Origin of the sequence: Streptosporangium sp. NPDC049644, from assembly GCF_040675205.1 — a bacterium.
GTDB lineage: Bacteria > Actinomycetota > Actinomycetes > Streptosporangiales > Streptosporangiaceae > Streptosporangium > Streptosporangium fukuiense.
The window spans coordinates 78,406-101,487 of sequence record NZ_JBFAOJ010000021.1; the positions used below are offsets into that span (position 1 = coordinate 78,406).

General features: G+C 71.2%; 20 protein-coding genes. 5 read left to right on the forward strand and 15 right to left on the reverse strand.

Annotated elements, in window-relative coordinates; translation table 11 throughout:
- Positions 1–89 precede the first annotated feature (89 nt).
- Entirely contained in the window at positions 90–2,708 is a 2,619-nt protein-coding gene (locus tag AB0J58_RS15075; RefSeq protein WP_364215293.1) for a bifunctional GNAT family N-acetyltransferase/acetate--CoA ligase family protein, read from the forward strand.
- Positions 2,709–2,759: 51 nt separating this feature from the next.
- Here AB0J58_RS15075 and AB0J58_RS15080 read toward each other — a convergent pair whose 3' ends face one another.
- On the reverse strand, positions 2,760–3,278 hold the full coding sequence (locus AB0J58_RS15080) for a hypothetical protein (RefSeq protein ID WP_364215296.1): 519 nt from the start codon (positions 3,276–3,278) through the stop codon (positions 2,760–2,762).
- 322 nt (positions 3,279–3,600) lie between these two features.
- Here AB0J58_RS15080 and AB0J58_RS15085 point away from each other — a divergent pair, with 322 nt between their 5' ends.
- Both AB0J58_RS15085 and AB0J58_RS15090 read left to right on the forward strand, forming a co-directional pair.
- The gene (locus tag AB0J58_RS15085; RefSeq protein WP_030920184.1) at positions 3,601–4,194 is read left to right on the forward strand and encodes a DUF5998 family protein; all 594 of its coding nucleotides are present in this window, start codon (positions 3,601–3,603) and stop codon (positions 4,192–4,194) included.
- Complete coding sequence (locus tag AB0J58_RS15090) at positions 4,191–5,306, forward strand: nucleotide pyrophosphatase/phosphodiesterase family protein (RefSeq protein WP_364215298.1); 1,116 nt, start codon at positions 4,191–4,193, stop codon at positions 5,304–5,306. The genes AB0J58_RS15085 and AB0J58_RS15090 overlap by 4 nt, the downstream gene beginning before the upstream one ends.
- A gap of 21 nt (positions 5,307–5,327) precedes the next feature.
- Here AB0J58_RS15090 and AB0J58_RS15095 read toward each other — a convergent pair whose 3' ends face one another.
- From AB0J58_RS15095 to AB0J58_RS15110, 4 genes are read right to left on the reverse strand one after another with little or no spacing between them, the layout of a single operon-like run.
- Positions 5,328–7,808: a CHAT domain-containing tetratricopeptide repeat protein gene (locus AB0J58_RS15095; RefSeq protein WP_364215301.1), complete on the reverse strand. Its 2,481-nt coding sequence runs from the start codon at positions 7,806–7,808 to the stop codon at positions 5,328–5,330.
- Complete coding sequence (locus tag AB0J58_RS15100; RefSeq protein WP_364215303.1) at positions 7,809–8,273, reverse strand: hypothetical protein; 465 nt, start codon at positions 8,271–8,273, stop codon at positions 7,809–7,811.
- Positions 8,270–8,848 (reverse strand): sigma-70 family RNA polymerase sigma factor, encoded by a 579-nt coding sequence (locus AB0J58_RS15105; RefSeq protein ID WP_364215306.1) that lies wholly within the window; start codon positions 8,846–8,848, stop codon positions 8,270–8,272. The genes AB0J58_RS15100 and AB0J58_RS15105 overlap by 4 nt, the downstream gene beginning before the upstream one ends.
- A 60-nt stretch (positions 8,849–8,908) precedes the next feature.
- Positions 8,909–9,976: a S8/S53 family peptidase gene (locus AB0J58_RS15110; protein ID WP_364215309.1), complete on the reverse strand. Its 1,068-nt coding sequence runs from the start codon at positions 9,974–9,976 to the stop codon at positions 8,909–8,911.
- Between the two features lie 206 nt (positions 9,977–10,182).
- Between AB0J58_RS15110 and AB0J58_RS15115 the strand changes: the two genes are divergently transcribed.
- The gene (locus AB0J58_RS15115) at positions 10,183–10,677 is read left to right on the forward strand and encodes a DUF3145 domain-containing protein (RefSeq protein ID WP_030920167.1); all 495 of its coding nucleotides are present in this window, start codon (positions 10,183–10,185) and stop codon (positions 10,675–10,677) included.
- A gap of 244 nt (positions 10,678–10,921) precedes the next feature.
- Here AB0J58_RS15115 and AB0J58_RS15120 read toward each other — a convergent pair whose 3' ends face one another.
- The 9 genes from AB0J58_RS15120 to AB0J58_RS15160 all read right to left on the reverse strand — a co-directional run bounded on the left by AB0J58_RS15120 (position 10,922) and on the right by AB0J58_RS15160 (position 19,311).
- Positions 10,922–12,343, reverse strand: coding sequence for a carboxyl transferase domain-containing protein (locus tag AB0J58_RS15120; protein ID WP_364215312.1), 1,422 nt, complete (start codon positions 12,341–12,343; stop codon positions 10,922–10,924).
- A 12-nt stretch (positions 12,344–12,355) separates the two neighbouring features.
- Positions 12,356–13,588: a beta-ketoacyl-ACP synthase II gene (fabF, locus tag AB0J58_RS15125; protein WP_364215315.1), complete on the reverse strand. Its 1,233-nt coding sequence runs from the start codon at positions 13,586–13,588 to the stop codon at positions 12,356–12,358.
- Between the two features lie 51 nt (positions 13,589–13,639).
- A complete protein-coding gene (locus AB0J58_RS15130) occupies positions 13,640–13,879 on the reverse strand; it encodes an acyl carrier protein (RefSeq protein WP_030920149.1) in 240 nt (79 codons plus the stop codon).
- 65 nt (positions 13,880–13,944) lie between these two features.
- A complete protein-coding gene (locus AB0J58_RS15135) occupies positions 13,945–14,901 on the reverse strand; it encodes a beta-ketoacyl-ACP synthase III (protein ID WP_364215318.1) in 957 nt (318 codons plus the stop codon).
- A 7-nt stretch (positions 14,902–14,908) separates the two neighbouring features.
- Entirely contained in the window at positions 14,909–15,820 is a 912-nt protein-coding gene (locus AB0J58_RS15140) for an ACP S-malonyltransferase (RefSeq protein WP_364215321.1), read from the reverse strand.
- A 117-nt stretch (positions 15,821–15,937) separates the two neighbouring features.
- Positions 15,938–17,047 (reverse strand): helix-turn-helix domain-containing protein, encoded by a 1,110-nt coding sequence (locus AB0J58_RS15145; protein WP_051753216.1) that lies wholly within the window; start codon positions 17,045–17,047, stop codon positions 15,938–15,940.
- Positions 17,048–17,278: 231 nt separating this feature from the next.
- Positions 17,279–17,770: a DUF350 domain-containing protein gene (locus AB0J58_RS15150; protein WP_364215323.1), complete on the reverse strand. Its 492-nt coding sequence runs from the start codon at positions 17,768–17,770 to the stop codon at positions 17,279–17,281.
- Positions 17,771–17,792: 22 nt separating this feature from the next.
- On the reverse strand, positions 17,793–18,953 hold the full coding sequence (locus tag AB0J58_RS15155) for a glutathionylspermidine synthase family protein (RefSeq protein ID WP_364215326.1): 1,161 nt from the start codon (positions 18,951–18,953) through the stop codon (positions 17,793–17,795).
- Between the two features lie 10 nt (positions 18,954–18,963).
- Entirely contained in the window at positions 18,964–19,311 is a 348-nt protein-coding gene (locus tag AB0J58_RS15160) for a hypothetical protein (RefSeq protein WP_364215329.1), read from the reverse strand.
- Between the two features lie 582 nt (positions 19,312–19,893).
- On the opposite strand from AB0J58_RS15160, the gene tnpB reads away from it, so the two are divergent.
- Positions 19,894–21,261: an IS607 family element RNA-guided endonuclease TnpB gene (tnpB, locus tag AB0J58_RS15165; RefSeq protein WP_364215332.1), complete on the forward strand. Its 1,368-nt coding sequence runs from the start codon at positions 19,894–19,896 to the stop codon at positions 21,259–21,261.
- A gap of 241 nt (positions 21,262–21,502) precedes the next feature.
- On the opposite strand, the gene AB0J58_RS15170 is transcribed toward tnpB, so the two are convergent.
- Positions 21,503–23,059 (reverse strand): alpha/beta hydrolase, encoded by a 1,557-nt coding sequence (locus tag AB0J58_RS15170; RefSeq protein WP_364215334.1) that lies wholly within the window; start codon positions 23,057–23,059, stop codon positions 21,503–21,505.
- Between the last annotated feature and the right edge of the window lie 23 nt (positions 23,060–23,082).

Sequence of the window (23,082 nt, forward strand, 5' to 3'; positions counted from 1 at the left end):
CCAGACACCGGACCATAGTCGATGCACAAGCGTTGCGTGAATTCGTGCCGCTGGTCCGTCTTGTGAGATTCGCGTCTACTCTCGGGGCTGTGGAGGCTGCTCAGTACCCTGCTCACTGGGAGGCGGACGTCGTCCTGTCGGACGGCGGAACCGCCCACGTACGCCCGATTCGGCCCGCCGACGCCGACCGGTTGCGTTCCTTCTACAGCCGGCTGTCCGCCGAGTCGATCTACTTCCGCTTCTTCGGCCCCCGGCCGCGGCTGTCGGATCGGGAGATCACCTGGTTCACCAACGTCGACTACGTGGACCGCGTGGCGTTGATCGCCACGATCGGCACTGAGATGGTGGGGGTCGTCCGCTATGACCGGATCGAACCCGGCGAGGCGGAGGTCGCCTTCCTCGTCGAGGACGCCCACCAGGGCCGGGGGGTCGCCTCGGTGCTCCTCGAACACCTGGCCGCCACCGCCAGGGAGCGAGGGATCGCCCGCTTCGTCGCCGATGTGCTGCCCGCCAACCAGAAGATGATGGCGGTCCTCAAACAGGTCGGCTACACCGCGCAGAGCAGTTTCGCCGACGGCGTGGTCCGGATGACCCTCGACCTCACCCCGACCGAGACCGCCCAGGAGGTGACCGCCTCCCGCGAGCACCGCGCCGAGTCCCGTTCGATCGAGCGCCTGCTCTCGCCGGGCTCGGTGGCGGTCGTCGGAGCGGGCCGCGAGCCGGGCGGCGTCGGCCAGACCGTGCTGCGCAACCTGCTCGGCGCCGATTTCACCGGTCCGGTCTACCCCGTGCACCGCGAGGTGCGAGCCGTGGCGGGGGTGCGGGCCTACCCGAGTGTGACGGACATCGACGGGGAGGTGGACCTCGCCGTTCTCGCCGTACCCGCCGACGGGGTGATCGACGTGGTCAAGGAGTGCGCGGAGAAGGGGGTGCGCGGGCTGATCGTGGTCTCCTCCGGGTTCGGTGAGACCGGCCCCGAGGGGCGGGCCAGGCAGGACGAGATGGTGCGCATCGCCCGCGCGTACGGCCTGCGGGTCGTCGGCCCCAACTGCCTCGGCGTCGCCAATACCGACCCATCGGTACGGCTGAACGCCACGCTCGCCGCCACCCTCCCCGAGCGCGGCAGGGTCGGCTTCTTCAGCCAGTCCGGAGCCCTGGGCACCGCACTGCTGCAGCGGGTGGCCCAGCGGGGCATGGGCATCTCCTCGTTCGTCTCCGCGGGTAACCGCGCCGACGTGTCGGGCAACGACCTGCTCCAGTACTGGGAGGAGGATCCGCGGACCGACGTGATCCTGCTCTACCTGGAGTCGCTGGGAAACCCCCGCAAGTTCGCCCGCCTCGCGCGGCGCATCTCGCGCCGCAAGCCGATCGTGGTCGTCAAGAGCGGCGGCACCACCCAGGGGGTGCCCACCGGTCACGCCGCGCCCGTGCTCGGCCTGCCGGACACCGCGCTCAGCGCGCTGTTCGAGCAGGCGGGGGTGATCAGGGTGGACGACCTGATCCAGCAGTTCGACGTGGCGCAGCTACTGGCCTACCAGCCGCTGCCCGCCGGCCCCAGGGTCGGTCTGGTCAGCAACTCCGACGCGATGGCGCTGCTGGCGGCCGACGCCTGCGTGCGGGTCGGCCTGGAGCCCCGCCCGCCGGTCAACCTGGGCGCCCGGGCGGGCGCCGCCGAGTTCGGCGCGGCCCTGGCCTCGGTGCTCCCGGACGTGGACGCGGTGGTCGCGATCTACATGCCGCCCATCCCGGGCAACGCCGAAGAGGTCGGCGCCGAACTGCTGCGCGTCTCTCGCGGCTGCGGCAAACCGGTGCTGGCCACCTTCGAGGGCAAGATCGGCATGCTCGGGGAACTCCGGGTCGGCGCCACCCCCGAGCGGGGCTCCATCCCCTCGTACACGGCGCCGGAGGAGGCGGTCCGCGCGCTCGCCCACGTCGTGCGGCACGCGCGCTGGCTGGAGCAGCCCGCGGGGGTGCCCGAGGAGATCGAGGGGGTGGACACCGGCGCGGCACGGAGCCTCGTGCTCGCCGCTCTCGGCGACGCCCCGGCCGAGATGGACGCCTCGCGGCTGCTCGCCTGTTACGGGGTGGAGGTCTGGCCGTCGGAGACGGTGACCTCGCCCCAGGAGGCGGTCGACGCCGCGACCGGGCTCGGCTGGCCGGTGGTGCTGAAGGCAGCGGGATCCGAGGCGGCCAAGCGCGCCGGGACCGTGCGCCTGGGACTGTCGGGACCCGACGGGGTACGTGACGCCTACGCCGACCTGACGCGCCAACTCGAACCCGAGGCCGTGCTCACGGTGCAGCGGATGGCTCCGCAGCCCGCGGTGCCGACCGTGGCCGGTGTGATGGAGGACCCCGCCTTCGGCGCGGTCGTCTCCTTCGGGCTCGGCGAGATCACCGCGCGGCTGCTGCGCGACGAGGCGTACCGGCTGGCCCCGCTGGCCCGCGAGGACGCGGCGGCACTGGTCAGGTCGCCGCGCGCCGCCCCCCTGCTCCTCGGCGAGTACGGCTACCCGCCGGTCGCGGTCGAGGCGCTGGAGGACCTGTTGATCCGGCTCGGGCGGCTGGCGGACGATCTCCCCGAGGTGGCGCGGCTCACCCTCGACCCGGTGCTGGTGGGGGAGTCGGGGGTGACCGTGCTGGGCGCCCGGGTCGTGCTCCGCAGCCACGAGGGACCGCGTCCGGACGGCGGCCCCCGGCGCCTCGGCTAGCGTGCTCTCCCGCGGTCCACGACAGGAGAGCACGGCGTACCCCGGCCTCGGTCAGGTCGCGGGCGTCGCGGGGACGATCTGGACCGTGCTGGCGACGGTGGCGGCCGCAGGGCGGGTCCCGGTGGGGACGGCCACGGCCTGGACCGCCCTGCCGGAGGCGGTCAGCGTGCCGGTGGCGTCCCCCGCCACGGCCACGCCGACCGTGATCCGGGGAAGCTGGAAGCCGGGGGAGGCCAGCTCACGCGTTTCGCAGCCGATGTCGTCGGCCGTGATCCGGCATCTCCAGCCCGCGCCGGAGGCCCGTACCGGGGTCAGGCCCGCGGGGAAGCGGTAGGTGACCTCGGTCGGATACCCGATCCCGGCGGAGGCGGGGTCGGCGGTGACGTCTATGGAGAACGTGCCGGTGCCCCCCGCCTCGAACGGGCCGTCATGGACCGTGGTGAGGATCAGGTCGCCGGGGAACCTCGCTCCCAGGGCGGGCGACGCGCCTATGACGGCCGTCACGACGGCCGCCGTGACGGTCAGCACGAGACCGGTTCGTCGCGTCGGATCTTGACGTTCGTCGGTCATATTTCCTCATCCCCCGATTCCACCGGAAATCCACCGCTTCCAAATTTCGATGCGGTGAAAAACATTCTTGGATATGCGAAACAGGCGCCGAACGCGGTGAACCGCCCGCCGTCGCGGCTTGGGGCGGCAGGCGCCACCGCCACTGCTCCCGGTAGCCCCGAAAGGATCACGCCAAACCGATCGAAGGGGAAAGACGAGGGCCGGTGCGGACGTCCTCGCGGCCGGGAAGGGGCCCTGGTGGGCCGGATCACGATTTGCATCGCCTGCCAAAGGTCGCGCGCTCCCGGTGAAAGCGCTGCCCCGGACAGGGCAGGATGGACCCATGAGGGAAACCCGACTCTCGTCCGCCGGCCTGCGCGACGCCATCGACCGCAGTGGCTACTACCCCGATCTGGTCGCCGACGCGGTCGAGTCCGCGCTCGGCAAGGAGCAGGTGGGCGCCTACGTCGTGCATCACGAGGCCACCTTCGACCCGGCCATGGAGGTGCGCAGGCACGTCACGGTGCTGGTGCTCTCACCCACCCGGCTACTCGTCTGCCACACCGACGAGCACCCGCCCGTGGAGGGGGTGTCGGCGTCACACGCCTCCACGACCACCGAGGCGGTGCGGCTCAGCCGGATCCAGTCGGTCGCGGTCACCAGGGTCGTCCCCGACCCCGCCTCCTACGTGCCGGGCGTGCCGCCCACGGAGGTCACGCTCACCATCGGCTGGGGCGCCATCTCCCATGTCGACCTGGAGCCGGCCACCTGCGGCGACGAGAACTGCGAGGCCGACCACGGATACACCGGCGCCATCACGGCCGACGACCTCTCCCTGCGGGTGAGCGAGGCGGCCGACGGGCCAGAGGCCGTCTCCCACGTACTGGCCTTCGCCAAGGCGCTGTCAGAGGCAACGGCCCGCACGGCCGCCTCGTGAGGGCACAGATCCCCGCATACGGCACGGCCACTCTCGCGGACCTCTCCTCCTCACTGCTGGCCGCGGTCGGGATGGACGGCGACAACCCCCTGGGCCTCGCCCCGGCCGAGCGGGTTCTGCTGTTCCTCGTCGACGGAATGGGCGCCGAACTGCTCCGCGCCCACCCGGAGACCGCGCCGTTCATGTCCGCCATGCTCGACAGGGTGCTCGCCGCGGGCTTCCCCGCCACGACCGCGACCAGCCTGGCCACGCTCGGCACCGGCCTGCCGCCGGGCGAGCACGGCATGCTCAGCTGTCAGCTCGCCGTGCCCGGCGCAGGCTACCTGCTCAACTGCCTGCGCTGGACCGCCTCCGGCCCCGTGGTCCCGCCCAACGAGTGGCAGCCGAACCCGACCGTCTACGAGCGCGTGGCGGCGGCCGGAATCCCCGTCAGCTACGTCGGCCCCTCCAAATTCGAGGCCACCGGTTTCAACATGGCGGTCCAGCGTGGTGTGCGCTTCATCGGAGCCGACGAGGTCGACGACCGGATCGCCGGGGTTCGCCACGCGCTGGCCGAGCCCCGGGCCCACGTCACGGTCTACTACGGCGATCTCGACCTCACCGGCCACGTGAGCGGCTGGGGCACCCCGGCCTGGCTCCACCAGCTCGCCCTGGTCGACCGGATGGCCGAGCGACTGGCCGACACGCTCCCACCCGGTTCCGCGATGTACGTCACCGCCGACCACGGCATGGTCAACGCCACCGAGTACGTCGACGTCGACGCCGTTCCCGAGCTTCGCCAGGGCGTCGCCCTGCTCGGTGGGGAGGCCAGGGCCCGCCACATCTACACCGACCCCGGCGCCGCAGAGGCGGTTCTCGACACCTGGCGTGAGGTTCTCGCCGGAAAGGCGTGGGTGACGTCCCGGGAGGAGGCGGTGGAATCCGGCTGGTTCGGGCCGCGAATCCGCTCCGAGTGGCTGCCCAGGATCGGGGATGTCCTCGCCGTCCCGTACACCGACTGCGTCATCACCGCCTCGGTCGCCCAGCCGCACGAGGCGGGACTCGTCGGTTTCCACGGCTCGCTGACACCCGCCGAGCAGCACGTCCCCCTCCTGGAGGTGAGCAGCAGGTAGGCCCGCCGGCCGAACGGCCGATCACCCGGGGCCGGTCGCCACCGGCTGATCCCCGCACCCGAAGCAGACGAAGCCCGCCACCCCGGTCCTCCCGCTCGCGGTGGCCAGTGCCCGTGCGGGCGGGGCACCGGCGGCCAGCGCCCCGTGGAAGGCGGTCATCAGAGCCAGCGTCTCCTCGTCGCGCACCGGCACCAGGCTGGCCACCACGCAGCGCGTCCCCAGCGACAGGAACGTGCCCGCCAGCCCCAGCGGCGCCCCGTCGGCCGGGGCGTGCGCCATCCCCGCGTCGCACGCCGACAGCACCACCAGGCCCGGCGGGGTGCGCAGCCGGAGCAGGTCGTACGCCATCAGCGGGCCGTCGTCGAGATCGATGCTCGACAGCAGCGGGCTGCGCGGGGAGAACATTCCGTGCGCGGCCAGGTGCGCCACGTCCGCCCGCTCCAGTGCCGTCATCACCTCCGCCCGCCGAGCCGCCACCCGCTCGGTCCCCGGGTGGCACTCGCCGACCATGCGGGCCTCGGCCTCCGAGCACCGCAGCCCCGGCCCCGCCACCGCGACGACACGCCCGCCCCGCACGGCCGGCACCTGCCCGCCGGCCAGCCAGGCGGCGGCGCTGGCCACCACGCTCACCGGCCGGTCGGCGTTCATCGGCAGCAGTGGCCAGGGCAGGATGTGCAGCGTCCCCGTCGGCACGATCACCAGCGGCCGGTCGCCCAGCCGGTCACGCAGCGGGCGGAAGAGCAGCCGTTCCAGCTCCGCGGCCTCCGCGCCGGATTCCGGAGCCCGGCCATCGAGCAGATGTGTCCTGCGCAGCCCGTACCGGAGGCGGACGGTGGCCTCGGCGACGGTCGCGAACGGGCCGAGCCGGCGCAGCGTCACGCGCTCCCCGGTGACCACGACGGCGGCCAGTTCCGCCTCGTGGCGGACGAACTCCACCAGGACCGACTCGCCGAGCGCCGACCGCAGCGCGGCCAGGCCGGGCGCGAGCGGCCGGCCCGCACCCCCGGTGACCGCCCGCCACCGCTCGGCCCACGCCAGGACCGTGCGGCCTCGCCCGGTCCGCATGGCGAGGGCCAGCCCGAACTCGGCCAGCGGCGCACCCTCCCTGGCGGCGTGCGCGCGCACCACCGGGTCCGCTAACGCCTTCGTTCCGGACCCCACCTCCGCGAGGCCCGCCAGCACCGCCGCGAACGCCCCCCGCCGGTCGCCGGCCAGGGACCGCCGCAGTGCCGTCGCCTGGCGGGCGACCACTCCGCGACCCGAGCGGGCGAGAAGGGCCAACTGCCCCTCGGCGGACGGCCGGTCACCCAGCCGGAGCGCGAGCTCGGCGGCGTTGAGCCTGAGCGCCGCGGAGGCATCCCGGTGTCCGGCGGAGTCGAGGGCCTCGGCGCACGAGAGCATCTCCGGCACCGTCGCCGGTAGCCCGGCGGAGGACGGGTCCAGCGCGAGCCTGGCCCGCAGCAGGATCTCCTCGGCGAGCGGCGTCAGGACCGTCCGCCCCTGCGCGGCCAGCTCACGAGCGGCCAGCTCCGCGCTCTCCCGGGCACGGCGCGGATCTCCGGTGCGCAGCTCGACCCTGGCGAGCAGCAGGCGGGCCTCGGCCAAGGCCACTCCGGCGCCCGCCGCCGCCAGCTCGGGAACCGCCATGTCCAGCAGCACCCGGGCCTCGCCGGGCAGATGGGCGGCGATCAGTGCCTCGGCCAGGTCGCAACGGACCGTCGCCAGCCGCTCCGGGTAGTCGAGCAGGATGTCCTGGACACGCCGGTAGGCGGTGAAGGCGGCGGGCAGGTCGCCGCGCCGCGCGGCCAGGAACGGCAGGTTGCCCTCGGCGAGCGCGAGCACGTGCGCGAGGCCCGCGTCCCTCGCCAGCTCCGCGCACCGGCCCAGATCGGCCTCCGCCGCCTCGAACTCCCCGAGGAACACCCGGGCGAGCCCGCGGTTCAGCATCGCCCCGGCCACGAACCTGACGTCGTCGCCGAGGACGGTCATGGCCCGGTCGCAGTGCTCGACGGCCTCGCGGTAGCGGCCGAGCCTCGCCAGCGCCATCGCGCGATGCACGCCGAGCTTGCCCAGTTCGGCCGGGGTCAGGCCGGATTCGGCGTCCGCGGCGATGGCCAGCGCCTGCTCCGGGTGCCCCAGCTCGGTGCGGATGTGGACCAGCGACAGGCGCGCCTGGGCCGCCCGGTGCGGCAGCCCGGCCCGCAGCGAGATCTCCACCGCCCGGTGCAGCCGCTCCTCGGCGAACGGCAGGTCACCGAGCTCACGCGCCGCCACCGCCAGCGCCCGGTGCGCCACCGCCTCCGCCTCGCAGTGCCGGCAGCCCGAGGCCCGTTCCGGCACCGCGCCGCCACCGTCCGGATCACCCGTCTGACCGGTCTTTCCCCGGCAGGACGCGGGGAGCGAGGCGAGCACGGTACGGGCGAGAGCGAGGGCTCGGGCCGGGTCGCCGCCCGAGAGGTCGACCGCGCGCTCGGCGGCGGCGAGCGCCTCGTCGAAGGCCAACTACGGGCGGATCCGGGTCCAGCTGGTGACCACCGGGAGGCTCTCCGGCCGGTGGCACACCACGCTGAACCAGCCCGGCGGCAGGCCGGTGACGGCGAACTGGCCCGTCGGGGACAGGGGGCGCGACTCGGTGAGGTGTGGCGTGCGGATCTCGACCAGCGTGCCCGCCCCGGGACAAGGGGAGATCTGGCCCGCCAGATCGACCAGACCGTCCAGGGAGGTGACCTCCAACTCCACCGTGAGCCCGGCGGCGACGAACCTCAGCAGCCGGGGCTCCTCGGTGGACCGGACGCCCTGTGGCGCGGAGGTGACCACGGGGCGGGCCGTGTCGGCGCCGGGCAGCCGCAGACCGAAGACCGCGCGGGCGGCGGCCATCACCTGGGCCGGCACCGGGTCGTTCCCGGAGGCCAGGCGCAGCGCGGCTATCAGGGACTCGTCGTCGATCGTCGTCGGATGCCGCGTCACGATGTCGCCTCCCGAGCGGTGAGCATGGTGCGTAGTCGGTTCAGGCAGCGCCCCCGGGTGGGGCCGTAACTGCCGCTGGGCATGCCCAGACGCCCGGCCAGCTGGCGGACGCCCGCGTCGGGGGCCGTGGCCATCAGCCGGAACAGCGAGCGGCACGGCTCGGGCATCCGGTCGACGGCCTGCCACAGGCGACGGCTCTCGTCGGCGGTCAGCACGGTCAGCGCCGGATCGGCGTGGACGTGCCCGGCGTCGGCCGGCTCGGTGTCCAGGCACACGCGTTCCGCGTCCACCGGGTCGGCGACCAGCCGCTCGCCCCGGTGCCGCCGGCGGAGCAGGGACGCCTCGCGCTTGGCCGTGGTGAACAGCCAGGGGCCGATCCGGTCCGGGTCGCGGATGGTGTGCAGGCTTTCGAGCAGCCGTAGCCACGTGCCCTGCACCGCGTCGGCGGCGTCCGCCGGGTTCAGGTCGTAGGCGCGCACCGCCGACCACAGCGCGCCGGTGAAGCGGGTGACCAGCGCGTCCCAGGCCGCCTGGTCGCCGGCCAGGACGGCCTCGATCGTGGGCTGATCGCTCACCGGCACCTCCGGACCACATGGAGCGCTGTGGGTATTCGAGAGAACACTCTGGGTGAGACTTTAGCCGGGCGTGGGCACGACGACTCCCAAATCGGGGATCCGCCCGGCCCTCGCCGGATCGAGGACGTGTTCCGCGGCCTCCCGCGAGGGCCGGTCCGCCGACGCCGCCGCGATCGCCCCGCTCACCAGGGCGGCGGCGAAGGAGGTCCCGCTCCAGCAGGCGTAGCCGCGGAACGCGCCGTGTTCGAGGAAGGTGCTGGACAGCCACTCGCCGCGGGCGCACGCGTCGACCCACGGGCCGTACGCCGAGAACGGGGCCCTGGCCCGCTCCGCCGCGTCCAGTGCTCCGACGGCGATCACCCCGGGCGAGGCGGCGGGCCAGAAGGGGCGATCCGAGGCGGTGTTGCCCGCGCAGGCCACCGTGACCGTGCCGGCCAGTTCCGCCAGGGCGGCCTCGACCAGCGGGGAGGGGCCGTCGTCGAAGGTGTGCCCGCCGAAGGACAGGTTGAGCACCCGGGGCGGTTCGGCCCTGAGCCGGCCCAGGACGCTCAGCAGCCCGGCCTCGTCCCCGATGCCGTGGCTGTTCAGCATCCGGATCGGCCGTGGCCTCGCCGCCGGGGCCGACCGCAGGACCAGCCCGGTGATGAACGTGCCGTGCCCCGCCTGGGGGTCCAGCTCGCCGTCGCCGTCCGAGTCGGGCACCTCCGCGGCCTCCTGTCCCCGTTCCAGGAACCACGGGCTCGTCCGCCACCACGGGTGCGACACCAGGCCCGTGTCGGCCAGTGCCACCGTCACGGCGGCCGCGGCGGACCCGTCCGCGGCGGGCTCGGGCATCGGGAGGGCGCGGCTGGGAAAGGGGCGGGAGGCCGGACCTCCGAAATAGAGCGGCTGGCCTGTCAGCACATGGTTGGGGGAGGCGGGAAACCCCCGTTCCCGCAACGACGCCACCAGGTCGCAGACGTCCACGCCCGATGAGAGCCGCACCCGGTAGATCCCTTGAGCCTCGGTGACGGCGTCGGCCCAGCGGGCGGTGGCGGCCATGCCCGAGGCGTCGGTCAGCAGCTGACCTTTTCTGATCAGAGCGGGCGATCCAGGGATGGGTTCGACCCGTTCCATATCGGTGTCCATCTGGTCCTCCGGGGGTGCTCACCAGCTTGTGGGGGTTCTCGTCGCTCCGAGGATGCCCTGGCCAAGCGTCCGCGTCGCAACATCTTGGTATGACCCCCCTCTGGTGCGATGTCACAACCGACGGTAGTCTCTCCTTCAGTCACTTGTGATCATCCTGGGACGAGGCCGTTGGGGAAGGCGCACCTCGTACCGAAACGGGAGGTCCGGTGTCTGCTCGTGGCGTGCTTTACGTCCACTCAGCGCAGCCTGCGCTGTGCCCTCATATTGAATGGGCGGTCGCAGGTGTTCTTGGCGTCCCCGTAGACCTGACCTGGACTCCACAGCCCGCCGCGCCCGGTCACGTGCGCGCACAGGCCGAGTGGGAGGCCCGTGTGGGTACCGCGGCGGCCATCACCTCATCCCTGATGGGCTGGCAGCGGATCCGCTTCGAGATCACCGAGGACGCCTCACCGGGTGTCGACGGGTCCCGGCACGCCTACACCCCGTCTCTCGGTGCCTTCACGGCCGTCGTCGGGGCCACGGGCGACATCCTGATCCCGGAAGACCGGCTGCGTTCCGCCATGCTGATGGCACGCCAGGGCCGCGTGGTGCTGGAGGAGGAGATCGATCGCCTGCTGGGCAAGCAGTGGGATGCCGAGCTTGAGTCGTTCCGCTACGCGGGGGAGGGCGCACCGGTCCGCTGGCTGCACGCCGCCGTCTGACCCCGGTCCCCGTACCGGGTATCCCGCCAGGTGGCGTCGGCCCCGCGGGCCCCGGAGACCGGGTCGTGGAGTCCTCGCACGGGGAGTGTGAGGTCCCCTTCGGCCCTGAGAACCCGCTCGGAGACCGGGCTCCCATGCTCATCCGCCGCTCAGCGGTACCGGTGGCGCCGTCGGCGCTTCGAATTTCGCCACAACGGGTGAGCCCCCGTCCCGGGGACCGGGACGGGGGCTCGGCGAGCGATGTTCAGAGCGGGATGTTGCCGTGCGCGCCCCGTGCGGGGGTCGCCTTGGCCAGGACCCTGGCGATGGCGCCCCGGGTCTCCCCGGGCTTGATGACCTCGTCGATCACGCCGAGCTCGATGGCCCGATCGAGGCCGCCGGCGAGGATCTCGTGCTCCTCGGCGAGTCTGGTCTCCAGGGCGGCGCGCTCCTCCTCGGGGGCGGCGGCGAGCTCGCGGCGCTTGAGGATGCGGACCGCGGCGACCGCGCCCATGACCGCGACCTGGGTCGTCGGCCAGCCGAACACCTTGGTCGCGCCCAGCGAGCGGGAGTTCATGGCGATGTAGGCGCCGCCGTACGCCTTCCTGGTGACCAGGGTGATCCGCGGCACGGAGGCCTCGGCGAAGGCGTGCAGGAGCTTGGCGCCGCGGCGGACCACACCGTCGTGCTCCTGCCCGACGCCCGGCAGGTAGCCGGGGACGTCGACCAGGACGACCAGCGGCACCCCGAAGGCATCGCACATCCGGACGAACCGTGCGGCCTTCTCCGCCGAGGCGGAGTCGAGGCAGCCGCCCAGGCGCATCGGGTTGTTGGCCACCACGCCCACGGTCCGGCCCCCGAGACGGCCCAGGGTGGTGACGATGTTGGGCGCCCACTTGGCGTGCAGCTCCACGCCCGGCTCGTCGAGCAGGCCCTTGACGAGCGGCTTCACGTCGTAGGCGCGGCGCACGTTCTCGGGCAGCAGGCCGGAGAAGTCGACCTCCTCGACCTCGGTGCGCACCCGGCCCTGGTGGCCGAGGAGCACCGCGAGGCGGCGGGCCTGCAGGTAGGCCTCCGTCTCGGTCTTGGTGACCACGTGGACGACGCCGCTGCGCTTGCTGTGCGGCTCGGGACCCCCCAGGCCGGCCATGTCGATCTGCTCGCCGGTGACGCTACGGACCACGTCGGGACCGGTGACGAAGATACGGCCCTCGTCGGCCAGGATCACGATGTCGGTCAGCGCCGGGCCGTACGCGGCGCCGCCCGCGGCGGGACCCACGACGACGGACAACTGCGGGATTACCCCTGAGGCGCGGGTCATCGCGGCGAAGACGCGGCCGACCGCGTGCAGTGACTCGACCCCCTCGGCGAGGCGGGCGCCGCCGGAGTGCCAGACGCCGATGATCGGGACCCGCTCGCGGACCGCGACGTCGTAGGCGTGCACGATGTGCTCGCACCCCTCGCTGCCCATCGCACCGCCCTGCACGCGGGCGTCGCTGACGAACGCGACGACCGGCACGCCCTCCACCCGGCCCGTCGCGGCGAGCATGCCGCTGCGGTCGACCGGTGAGATCAGCCGGAGCGAGCCCTCGTCGAGCAGAGCGGAGAGGCGTACCTGGGGGTCACGGGGATCAAGGGGCTCCTGTTCGGAGGCCTCGCTCACCACCCCGTCGTCGAGCACGGTCATCGCGAGCTCCTGTCAGACGCTGGTGAAGGCCACGGCGACGTCGTGTCCGCCGAACCCGAAGGAGTTGTTGATCGCGGCGATCTGGCCACCGGGCAGAGCACGGGGCCCATCGCGCACGATGTCCACCTCGACGCCGTCGTCGAGGTCGTCCAGGTTGATCGTTCCAGGTGCGCGGCGCTCGTGAAGGGCGAGAACCGTGAAGACGGACTCGATGCCGCCGGCGCCGCCGAGCAGGTGACCGGTCATCGACTTGGTGCCGCTGACCAGCGGGTGGTCACCGATGACCTCCTTGATCGCGACCGTCTCCACCACGTCGCCGGCGGGGGTGGAGGTGGAGTGCGCGTTCACGTGCTTGATGTCGCCGCCGGTGAGGCCGGAGTTCTCCAGGGCGCGGCGCATGGCGAGCATGACCCCGGCACCGGTCGGCTCGGGCTGGGCGATGTGGTGGGCGTCGGCCGAGTACCCGACTCCGGCGGCCACCGCGTAGATCGTGGCGCCCCGCGCGCGGGCGTGCTCCTCCGACTCCAGCACCAGGATGCCGGCGCCCTCGCCGAGGACGAACCCGTCCCGGCCCTTGTCCCACGGCCGGGAGGCGCGCTGGGGCTCGTCGTTACGGGTCGACATGGCGCGCATGGCGGCGAAGGAGCCGATGTTCATCGGGTGGATGGCGGCCTCGGTGCCGCCCGCCACGACCACGTCGGCCCGGCCGGAGCGGATCATCTCGATGGCGTACCCGATCGACTCGGCGCCGGTGGCGCAGGCGCTCACGGTGGCGTGGACGCCGGCGCGGGCGCCGACCTCGATGCCGATCCAGCCCGCCGCGCCGTTCGGCATCAGCATGGGCACGGTGAACGGTGAGAGCCGCTGCCAGCCCTTCTCCTTGAAGGCGTCGTAGGCGGTGAGGATCGTGGTGATACCCCCGATACCGCTGCCCACGACGACACCGAGCCGCTCGGGGTCGACCTTGTCGATCGCGGCGTGCGCCCACGCCTCGCGTGCCGCGACCAGTGCGAACTGCTCGACCCGGTCCAGCCGCCGGGCCTCCGGCCGGGGCAGGACCTCGGTCGGGTCCACCGCGGCGAAGGCGGCGAACTTCACCGGGACGGAGTCGACCCAGTCCTCGGTGATGTCGCGGACCCCGGACTGACCGGCGAGGAGCGCCGACCAGGTCGAGGCGACGTCTCCACCGAGAGGCGTTGTCGCGCCGAGCCCGGTGACGACGACACGTACCTGGCCTGTACTCACGTTCTGCGCTCCTTATGAATCGCTGGTCTTAGGGGTAAGGATCGAGACGTCTCAGTTCTGGATGAAGTTGATGACGTCCTTGACGTTCTTGAGGTGCTTGAGCTGGTCGTCCGGAATCTCCACGCCGAACTCGTCCTGGGCGGCGACGGCGATCTCGACCATGGACAGCGAGTCGATGTCGAGGTCGTCGACGAAGCTCTTCTCCGGGGTGACCTCGGAGGCCGGGATTCCGGTGATCTCGTTGACGATCTTGCCAATGCCGGCGAGGATCTCCTGCTCGGTCAGAGCCATGTCGCGTGTTCTCCTTGAAATGGGTTTTCTTCTGGCTTTCCGTGCGGCGGGGCCGCGCGGAAGTTCTAGGGGATCTCGATGACCTGACCGGCGTAGGTCAGGCCCGCACCGAAGCCCAGCAGCAGGGCGAGCCCGCCGGGCTGGACCTCGCCGCGTTCGATCATCCGGGACAGGGCGAGGGGGATCGAGGCGGCTGAGGTGTTGCCCGCCAGGACGATGTCCTTGGCGATGACGGCGTTCTCGGCGCCGAGCTTGCGGGCGATCGTCTCGATGATGCGGAGATTGGCCTGGTGGGGCACGAAGGCCGCGAGGTCGGCGGGGTCCACTCCGGCACGCTCGCAGATCTCCTTGGCGACGGGGTGCAGCGCGGTGGTCGCCCAGCGGAACACGGTCTGGCCCTCCTGGTGCAGGAAGGAGTCGCGGTCCTTGATGATGATCGCGTCGAACTTGTCACCGGCGCTGCCCCAGACCACGGGACCGATCCCCGGGGTGTCGGAGGGGCCGACGACCGCGGCGCCCGCGCCGTCGGCGAAGATCACCGCGGTGGCGCGGTCGGTCCAGTCGATCCACTGGGAGAGCTTCTCGGTGCCGACGACGAGCACGTTGGTGGCCGAACCCGCGCGGATCGCGTCGTTGGCGACCGCGAGCGCGTAGCAGAAACCGGAGCAGGCGGTGTTGACGTCGAACGCGCCGGGAGCGTCGATGCCCAGCCGGGTGGCCACCCGGCCTGCGGCGTTGGGGATCTGGGTCTCCAGCGTGCAGGTGGCGACGATCACCAGGTCGATGTCGGAGACCGACAGGCCGCTCGCGGCGAGCGCCTTGCCGCCCGCCTGCACGGCCAGGTCGATCTCCGACTCGCTGTCCGGGGCGATCCGGCGCTCCTTGATGCCGACCCGGCTCTGGATCCAGGCGTCGTCGGTCTCCATGGTCGCGGACAGGTCGTCGTTGGTGACCACCTGGGAAGGCTGGTAGTGGCCGAAGGCCAGGATCTTCGCGCCCGGAGAACCCTGAGGGATCTTCATTCGTCTGTCACCGCTCCTCATTCGACTGGAGAGCGGCTCGCGCGGCTCCCAGATCGTCGGGGGTCTTCAGGGCGACGGTCGTCACCCCGCGCAGAGCACGCTTGGCCAGGCCGGTGAGCGTGCCGCCGGGGACAAGTTCGATCATGGTGGTGACGCCGCGCTCGGCCATCGTGGCCATGCAGGCGCCCCAGCGCACCGGGTTGGCGACCTGGGTGACCAGGCGCTCCAGGAAGTCGGCGCCGCTCGTGACCGCCGCGCCGTCGCTGTTGGACAGCAGGGTGACGGCGGGGTCGGCCGGGGTGAGGCCCGAGGTGGCCTCGCGCAGGCTGTCGACGGCGGAGGCCATGTGCACGGTGTGGAACGCGCCGGCGACCGACAGCGGGATCACCCGGGCGCGGGCGGGCGGCTCCGCCTTGAAGGCCGCCAGTTGCTCCAGCGTGCCGCCGACGACGATCTGCCCGGCGCCGTTGACGTTGGCGGGAGTGAGCCCGTTGGCGGCGATGGCCGCGAGGACCTCCTCCTCGACCCCGCCGAGGACGGCGGACATGCCGGTCTCGGTGATGGCCGCGGCCTTGGCCATGGCCTGGCCGCGCTCGCGGACGAGGCCGAGGGCCTGTTCGGGCGTGAGCACCCCGGCCAGGGCCGCGGCGGTGAACTCACCCACGCTGTGTCCGGCGACGATGTCGGGAGAGGCTCCCAGGACCTCGGCGACGGCCAGTCCGGCGGCCACGAGCAGGGGCTGCGCGACGGCGGTGTCACGGATCTCGTCCGCGTCGGCGGTGGTCCCGTAGGCGATCAGATCGAGTCCGGCCAGCTCCGACCAAGCGGTCAGCCGGTCGGCCAGGCCCGGTAGTTCGAGCCATGGACTGAGGAAGCCTGGAGTCTGGGCACCCTGGCCCGGAGCGACGATGACGAGCACGAAATCCAGCCTGCCCTGTAGAGGTTCAATACTCGGATAGAGATCCAGACGAAGTTTGTCCCCAGTTTTTTGTAGGGAACCTACAGTGGGGGTTTCGTGGAAGTTAAGTAAAGCCTGCTACGTCACCGGCGTTTCCGATAGGCGTCCGAGGATCAGTCCCACCTGCAGAGTGAAGGCGGATCGCCCCTCGGTCGGCTGGTAACCGGTCAACTCGGTGATCTTACGCAGACGGTAGCGCACCGTGTTCGGATGGACGAACAGCAGCCGTGCCGTCGCCTCCAGGGAGGTGCCCTGTTCCAGGTAGGTCGCCAGGGTGTCGAGCAGTGGCGTGCCGATCAGCGGCTGGTAGACGTTCTCGATCAGCTGTGCCCTGGCGTCGGCGTCACCGTCCAGGGCCCGTTCGGCCAGCAGGTCCTCGGCGTGGACCGGCCTGGGCGCGTCCGGCCACCCCGCGGCCGCCCGCAGCCCGGCCATCGCCGCCCGCGCCGACCTGGCGGCCGAGTGCAGGTCCGCCACCTCGGGCCCGATCACGATCGGCCCGTTTCCGAAACGCGGCACCACGTGCCTGGCCGCGGCGGCGACACTGTCCGCACCGCCCACGATCACGATCAGCCGGTCGCCCTGCACCCCGGCCAGCATGTCCAGACCGGACCTGCGGCCCCGGTCGCGCAGCGCGTCTATCACCGCCTGCGGGTCGTCGTCGGGCGTCTGTCCCGCCAGCACCACGACGGGCGTGGAGGTCCAGCCGAGCGCGGCGGCCCAGGAGTGCAGGCCGTCGTCGACCTCCCCCCTGACCAGGGCGTCCACGATCAGCGCCTCCAGCCGCGCGTCCCAGGCGCCGCGCGCCTCGGCCTCCCGCGCGTACACCTGCGCGGCGGCGAACGCGACGTCGCGGGTGTAGCGGAGCATCGCCTGCTGGAGCTGGTCATCGCCGCCGGGCGCCGCCAGCTCCTCGGTCTGTGCCTCGACCACCTCGACCACGACCCGCACGATGTCGACCGTCTGCTGCAGCGAGATGGACCGCTTCAGCTCCCTGGGCGCGGTGCCGAAGAACTCGATGCTGGGCGTCGGGCGGCCCTCGCCGGCGTGCTGGAACCACTCCACGAAGGCGGCGATCCCGGCCTGGGCGACCAGCCCGACCCAGGACCTGTCCTCCGCGGAGAGCGCGCGAAACCACATCAGCCGGTCGTCCATCCGGGACATGGCGGCCGTGCTCAGCGTGCCCATGGCCCGTTCCAGCCGGCGCGTGGTGTCCTCCCTGACCCGGTCGGAGTCGAGATCCCTCTCATCCGACCCGGTCACGACGTCGCTGTGCCTGACCGCTCGCTCGCTCCGTTCCCTCACGCCACTAAGAGTGCCAGGTCGTCGGAGATGCACCAGCCATGGTTCCCGACAGCGCAAGACCCTCGATCTTGTACATCCGGCACGATCGGGTCCTCGCGGCGGTCGCGACCGCGCTCAGACGACCGCGACGGCGGTGATCAGTCCGATGGCCAGGTGGGTGACCGCCAGCAGTCGGGCGCCCGGCTGGAGGTCCGGCTCCTTGACCAGCTCGCGCACCGAGACCCCCGCCACCTTGTCGAAGGCGATCATCGCCACGGTCTGTACGGCGATGCCGACCAGGCCGAAGACCAACGTCGCGAGCAGGCCCTCGTGCAGGGCGCCGCCGGAGGACCAGATGGAGGCCGCGACGATCAGCCCGAGGGCGGCCAGCCCGGAGCAGGCGAGCAGGGTGGCGTTGGGGTTGCGGTCCTCCTTGATCAGCCGGCTGAGCTTACCGGGGATGGCCAGGTCGATCACGTAGAAGCCGATGATCAGCAGGATCACGCCGAGGGCGGCGTAGGAGGCGATCGCGAGCGCGCCGCGTCCGAGGATTTCGGCGATCGACAGCGTCTCGCCGCCGGGCGCGGAGGGCAGGAGCGTCACGGCCGGGATGGGGGTGGGACTCATGGCTTCATTCTCTTTCCAGGACTCAGAGCTCGATGCGGTGCGGAACGAATGACGACGTGTCGTCGGTGATGAACCCTGAGGTCTCGCGGATGCCGACACCCGCCGCCTCGTCGTGGACCACCCAGGCGCCGAGCACGGGACGCCAGCCGTCGAAGACAGGCAGTGCCCGGAACTCCTGGTAGACGTGCCCCTCGGCGCCGTAGCCGCCCGAGGTCTCGACGCGCTCGCCGGGGGCGACGATCCGCATGTTCGCGCCCTCGCGGCCGAGCAACGGCTTGGCGATGTACGAGGACATGTCGCGGGGGCCGTCGAGATAGGCGGGCAGCAGGTTCGGGTGGTCCGGATACAGCTCCCAGAGCACCGCGAGCAGCGCCTTGTTGGACAGCAGCATCTTCCACAGCGGCTCGATCCAGGTCATCGAGGCCTGCTGGCGCACCGCCCGTGTTCCGAACGGATCGGCGACCGCCCACTCCCACGGGTACAGCTTGCAGAGCGAGCGGATCACCCGGCGCTCCATGTCGACGAAGCGCAGGTTGAGGTCGTCCCAGCCGATGTCCTCCATGGCCAGCGCGACGGTCTTGAGGCCGGCCTGGTCGGCGGTCTCCTGCAGGTAGGCGAGGGTCATCGCCTCCTCGCCTGAGGTGTCCATGTTGGTCCAGGCGAAGTGCGTGGGTCCGGTGGGCAGGCCGGTCGAGATCTGCTGCCACCTGGCGATCAGTCGTTCGTGGATGGAGTTCCACTGGTCGTCGTCGGGATAGCGGTCGCGCAGCCAGAACCACTGCACCACCGAGCTCTCCAGCAGACTGGTGGGGGTGTCGGCGTTGTACTCCAGCATCTTGGCCGGACCGGTCCCGTCGTAGCGCAGGTCGAACCGGCCGAACAGGTGCGGGTCGTTCCGCTCCCAGGAGGCGGCGATCTCCGAGGCCACCCAGTCCGGAAGCGCGAAGTCGGCGTAGCGGTTCTTCTCGATGACGTGCTCCACGGCGTGCAGGCACATCCGGTGCAGATCCTCGACCTGGTTCTCCAGGTCCAGGATCTCGTCCATGGAGAAGACGTACTGCACGGCCTCGTCCCAGTACGGGCGGGTGAGGCCTACCGGGTGTGCCGAGCGGTGGTAGGCCAGGCCGTGGCCCTCGATGATGCTCTCCCAGTCGGCACGGGGGAGCGAGGTCTCGCGTCTCATCTGTGCCGGATCAGCTCCCGCTACCTGACCCGCTGCGCCCGCCGAAGCCGCCCCGCTGGATCACGGTGCCCTTACGGCTGGTGATTTTGACGTCCGAGGGGCGCACGGTGGTCCCCTGCCGGATGTACGCGCCGTTCCTGACGCCGCCGTAGTACCAGCTGTAGGCGCCGCGTGACCCGTGGTAACCGCTACCGCCGTCGTCGTCGCAGAGGTCCTCGTCCACCACCTCGTACGTACCGTCCGGCTGGCGGCTGTTGAGGTCGACGCACTCGGCGCCCACCTCCTCGTAGTCCTGCTGCGCGGAGCAGTAGCCGACCAGAAGCAGAGAGACGACACCGATCCCGGTGATGGTGACCACCGTGGAAGCCTTGATCCCGGAGGGCTTGGCAGGCGGTTTGCCGGGAAGGTTCTGCGGTGCGGCTAGTGGGTGTTTTGGTGGTTGGGCCATTGAGCTCCAATGAGATGCGTCGGCCTAGGCTATCGATGCTGTTTTGTCGGTTCAACCGCCGGATGGAGTCAGGGTGGGGATCACCGTGGCGCATCCATGGGAGATCTCGTCCGACCGTCCCGGCGAGGAAGGGTGATCGTTCCCCCGTCCGATGTGTAATGTTCTGGCAAAGCACAGGGAACGAGGGGTCCGCGGTGCCGGAGATCAGACCGTTGCGGCCGGGGGACCCGCCGCGACTGGGGGAGTACTCGCTCAGGGGCAGGCTGGGGGAGGGCGGTCAGGAGGTATGGACTGCTGATTGCCTCATCAGTGTTTACCGGTTCTTTGGCATTCTCTGTCTGGTGGACCGAGATGTCGGAGGGACGGTACGTGTTGCCGGGGTTCGGTCCTGTGCCCGGCGGCGGGTTTCCCGTTATTGGAAGCTGTCGATCACCCCCAAAGGTAGGGTTAACGTAATCAGTTGACCGCGCTGAGTGAAGAGCGGGGTGGGTAGTGCGGGTTCATCAGGCCTATCGCTATGCCCTCGATCCCGTTCCTGCGCAGGAGTTCGGGTTGCTCTCGCATGGTGGGGCGGCGCGGTTCGCGTTCAACTGGGCGCTGCACCGGGTTAAAGCGGCTTGGTCACAGCGGGAGGCGGAGCAGAGCTACGGGGTGGCTGCTGAGTTGTTGACCGAGGTTCCTTGGTCCCTGTATGCGTTGCGCAGGCTGTGGAATGCGGCCAAGGACACCGTCGCGCCCTGGTGGGGTGAGAACTCCAAAGAGGCCTACAACAGTGGCCTGGAGACACTGGCAAGGGCGCTGAGGAACTGGGCCGACTCGCGCACCGGCAAGCGCAAGGGCAGAAAGGTCGGATTCCCCCGCTTCAAGCCCAAGCACCGCACCACCCCCGCGTGTCGGTTCACCACCGGAACCATCCGCGTCGAGGCCGACCGTCATCACGTCACGTTGCCGCGACTGGGCACGATCCGCACGTGTGAGTCCACCCGTAAACTAGCCCGCCATCTGGAGCGGGGCACCGGCCGGATTCTGTCGGCGACGGTCCGGTTGGAGGGCGGTCGGTGGTTTGTGTCGTTCACCTGCGAGATCGACCATGCCGAAAGCGCCCCGGCCAGGCCGGGGGCGGTGGTGGGGGCGGACCTAGGGGTCAAGGCGCTGGCGGTGCTGTCCACCGGTCAGGTGATCGATAACCCTAAGCATCATCGGACGGCTCTGAAACGGCTGCGGCGGCTGAACAAGCAACTGGCCCGCCGGACCGGGCCGCGCACTCCCGAGGGTGGCCGCCGGGAGCCGTCGGCGCGCTGGCGCAAGACCAAGGCCGCGCTGGGTAAGACACATGCCCGCGTTGCCTGGCAACGGCGCGACGGCCTGCATCAGCTCACCACCAAGCTGGCGGCCACGTATGGCACGGTCGTAGTCGAGGATCTGAACGTGTCCGGGATGCTGGCCAACCGGCGCTTGGCCCGCGTGGTTGCCGATGTCGGGATGGGTGAGGTGCGTCGGCAGCTCACCTACAAGACCGGCTGGAGTGGCGGCCGGCTGCTGGCAGCCGATCGGTGGTACCCGTCCAGTAAGACGTGTTCGGGTTGTGGTGTGGTGAAAGCCAAGCTGCCCCTGTCTGAACGCACATACAGCTGTGTGGCGTGTGGTCTGGTCCTGGATCGGGATCTGAACGCCGCCCGTAACCTGGCCGCGCTCGTGGCCGACGTCGCCCAGAGTCGCGGGGAGACGTTAAACGCCCGCCGAGGAGCGGTAGGACCCGGCATTCGTGCCGGGCACGCACCGGTGAAACGGGAACCCCGGCAACGGGGAACGCCGCTGCGGCAACGTGGCGGCTCGCTGGTCCTCACTGACAAACACTGAGAATCAGCGAACGGTCGTCTACCTCGGGGAGTCCGAGGGCGGTGAGCTCGCCGCCATCAAACTGCTGCGCATGCGCTTCATCGAGGAGGTCCACGCGAGCCTGCTCGAAAGTCACCTGGGCAGAGTCGACTTCCGCTTCGAAACCGAGCTGCCCCGCCTGGAGACCTGCTAGGCCCGCCGGCAACGTGGGAGGCGTCACCAGGGCGACCGCGGCGGGCAGAGGATTCAGGTGAGGCTCACCTCAGGAGTTCGAGCAGGTGACCCCCTTCGCGGGAACCTTCCCGTCGATCAGGTAGGCGTCGGTCACCTTGCCGATGCAGGCGTCACCGGACAGGTAGGCGCCGTGCCCCTCGCCCTTGTAGGTCACCAGCACGCCCGTCCTGAGTTCCGAGGTCAGTTTCGGAGCCCACTCGTACGGGGTGGCGGGGTCACCGGTGCCGCCGATCACCATGATCGGGGCCGAGCCCGTGGCGTTGACCCGCCTGGCCTCGTCACTGCCGGGGACCGGCCACATCGAGCAGATCAGGCCCATCCCGCTGCCGCCGAACAGCGGGGAGACCTTCATCGTCTCGGCCTCGACCGTGGCCAGCTGCTCGGGGGTGGGCCGTTCCGCGGTGTCGACGCAACTGATCGCCGGGAAACTGCTCATGAGCGTCGTGTAGCTGCCGTCGGGCAGGCGGCCGTTGTAACTGTCGGCCATCGCCAGCAGGATCCGTCCGTCACCCTTGATCGCCTGACCCAGCGCCTGGTCGAGCAGCGGCCAGGTCATCTCCGAGTACAGCGCGGCGGCGATGCCGGTGCCCGCCAGCCCCTGCGTCAGGGTGCGGTCACCGACCTTGAGCGGCTCGTCCCTCAGGTCGTCCATGAGTTTCTCGACGTTCTTGTTCGCGAGGGTCACGTCGGTGCCGATCTCGCACTGACCGGGTTCCTGTACGCAGTCCTTCAGGAAGGCGTCGTAGGCCTGCTGGAAGCCCTTCGTCTGGACCATCGTGCGATCGGCCAGGGACACGCTCGGGTCCAGCGGGGCGTCCAGCACGAACCGGCCCACGTTCTTCGGGAACCTGGTCGCGTAGACCGCGCCGAGTTGCGTCCCGTACGAGATGCCGAAGTAGTTCAGTTTCCTCTCGCCCAGGGCCGCGCGGAGGCGGTCCATGTCCGCGGCGGCGTTCACCGTGCCGACATAGGGGAGCAGCCTGCCCGAGGTCTGCCCGCAGGCCGTCGTGAACTCCCTGGTGGTCTGCCGGATCTCGGCGCGATCGGCGTCGTTGGTGGGCAGGGTGTTCATTGAGGTGAACTTGTCCATCATCGCGTTGCCGTCGCACCGGACGCCCGAACTGCGGCCGACCCCGCGGGGGTCGAAGCTGACCAGGTCGTAGCGGCGGTTCAGATTGGTGAAGGCCTTGGCGGCCTGGGCGAGGGTGTCGACCCCCGAGGCGCCGGGGCCGCCGAAGTTGAAGACCAGCGAGCCGATTCGCTTACCGGGACCCGAGGCCTTGACGCGGATGACGGCGATGTCGATGGATTCGCCGTCCGGCCTGGTGTAGTCGAGCGGGACCTTGAGCTTCCCGCACTGCTGCGCGCGTTCGGACCGCGCGGGGGGCTGGCCGCCGGGTCGCTTGATGTCGGTGCACGGACCCCAGGCGATCGTCCCTGAAGGCGCGGCCGAGGGCGTCCCCGAGGGCGCGGCCGTCGCGGAGGCGCCCGCGGCGACATGCTTTCCGTCGTCGCCACCGCCGCAGGCGGCCAGCGCGGTTGACAGGGCGGTGACCGTCGCGGCCGCCCTAAGGATTCTTGCCATGGAAAAGCTCCCCCTGGGAATCG

Excerpts from the sequence above, each read along its gene's own strand:
- AB0J58_RS15080 (WP_364215296.1), bottom strand. The coding sequence starts at position 3,278 with ATGACCGACGAACGTCAAGATCCGACGCGACGAACCGGTCTCGTGCTG.
- AB0J58_RS15085 (WP_030920184.1), top strand. The coding sequence starts at position 3,601 with ATGAGGGAAACCCGACTCTCGTCCGCCGGCCTGCGCGACGCCATCGAC.
- AB0J58_RS15110 (WP_364215309.1), bottom strand. The coding sequence starts at position 9,976 with ATGGACACCGATATGGAACGGGTCGAACCCATCCCTGGATCGCCCGCT.
- AB0J58_RS15120 (WP_364215312.1), bottom strand. The coding sequence starts at position 12,343 with ATGACCGTGCTCGACGACGGGGTGGTGAGCGAGGCCTCCGAACAGGAG.
- AB0J58_RS15130 (WP_030920149.1), bottom strand. The coding sequence starts at position 13,879 with ATGGCTCTGACCGAGCAGGAGATCCTCGCCGGCATTGGCAAGATCGTC.
- AB0J58_RS15135 (WP_364215318.1), bottom strand. The coding sequence starts at position 14,901 with ATGAAGATCCCTCAGGGTTCTCCGGGCGCGAAGATCCTGGCCTTCGGC.
- AB0J58_RS15145 (WP_051753216.1), bottom strand. The coding sequence starts at position 17,047 with ATGGGCACGCTGAGCACGGCCGCCATGTCCCGGATGGACGACCGGCTG.
- AB0J58_RS15150 (WP_364215323.1), bottom strand. The coding sequence starts at position 17,770 with ATGAGTCCCACCCCCATCCCGGCCGTGACGCTCCTGCCCTCCGCGCCC.
- AB0J58_RS15155 (WP_364215326.1), bottom strand. The coding sequence starts at position 18,953 with ATGAGACGCGAGACCTCGCTCCCCCGTGCCGACTGGGAGAGCATCATC.
- AB0J58_RS15170 (WP_364215334.1), bottom strand. The coding sequence starts at position 23,059 with ATGGCAAGAATCCTTAGGGCGGCCGCGACGGTCACCGCCCTGTCAACC.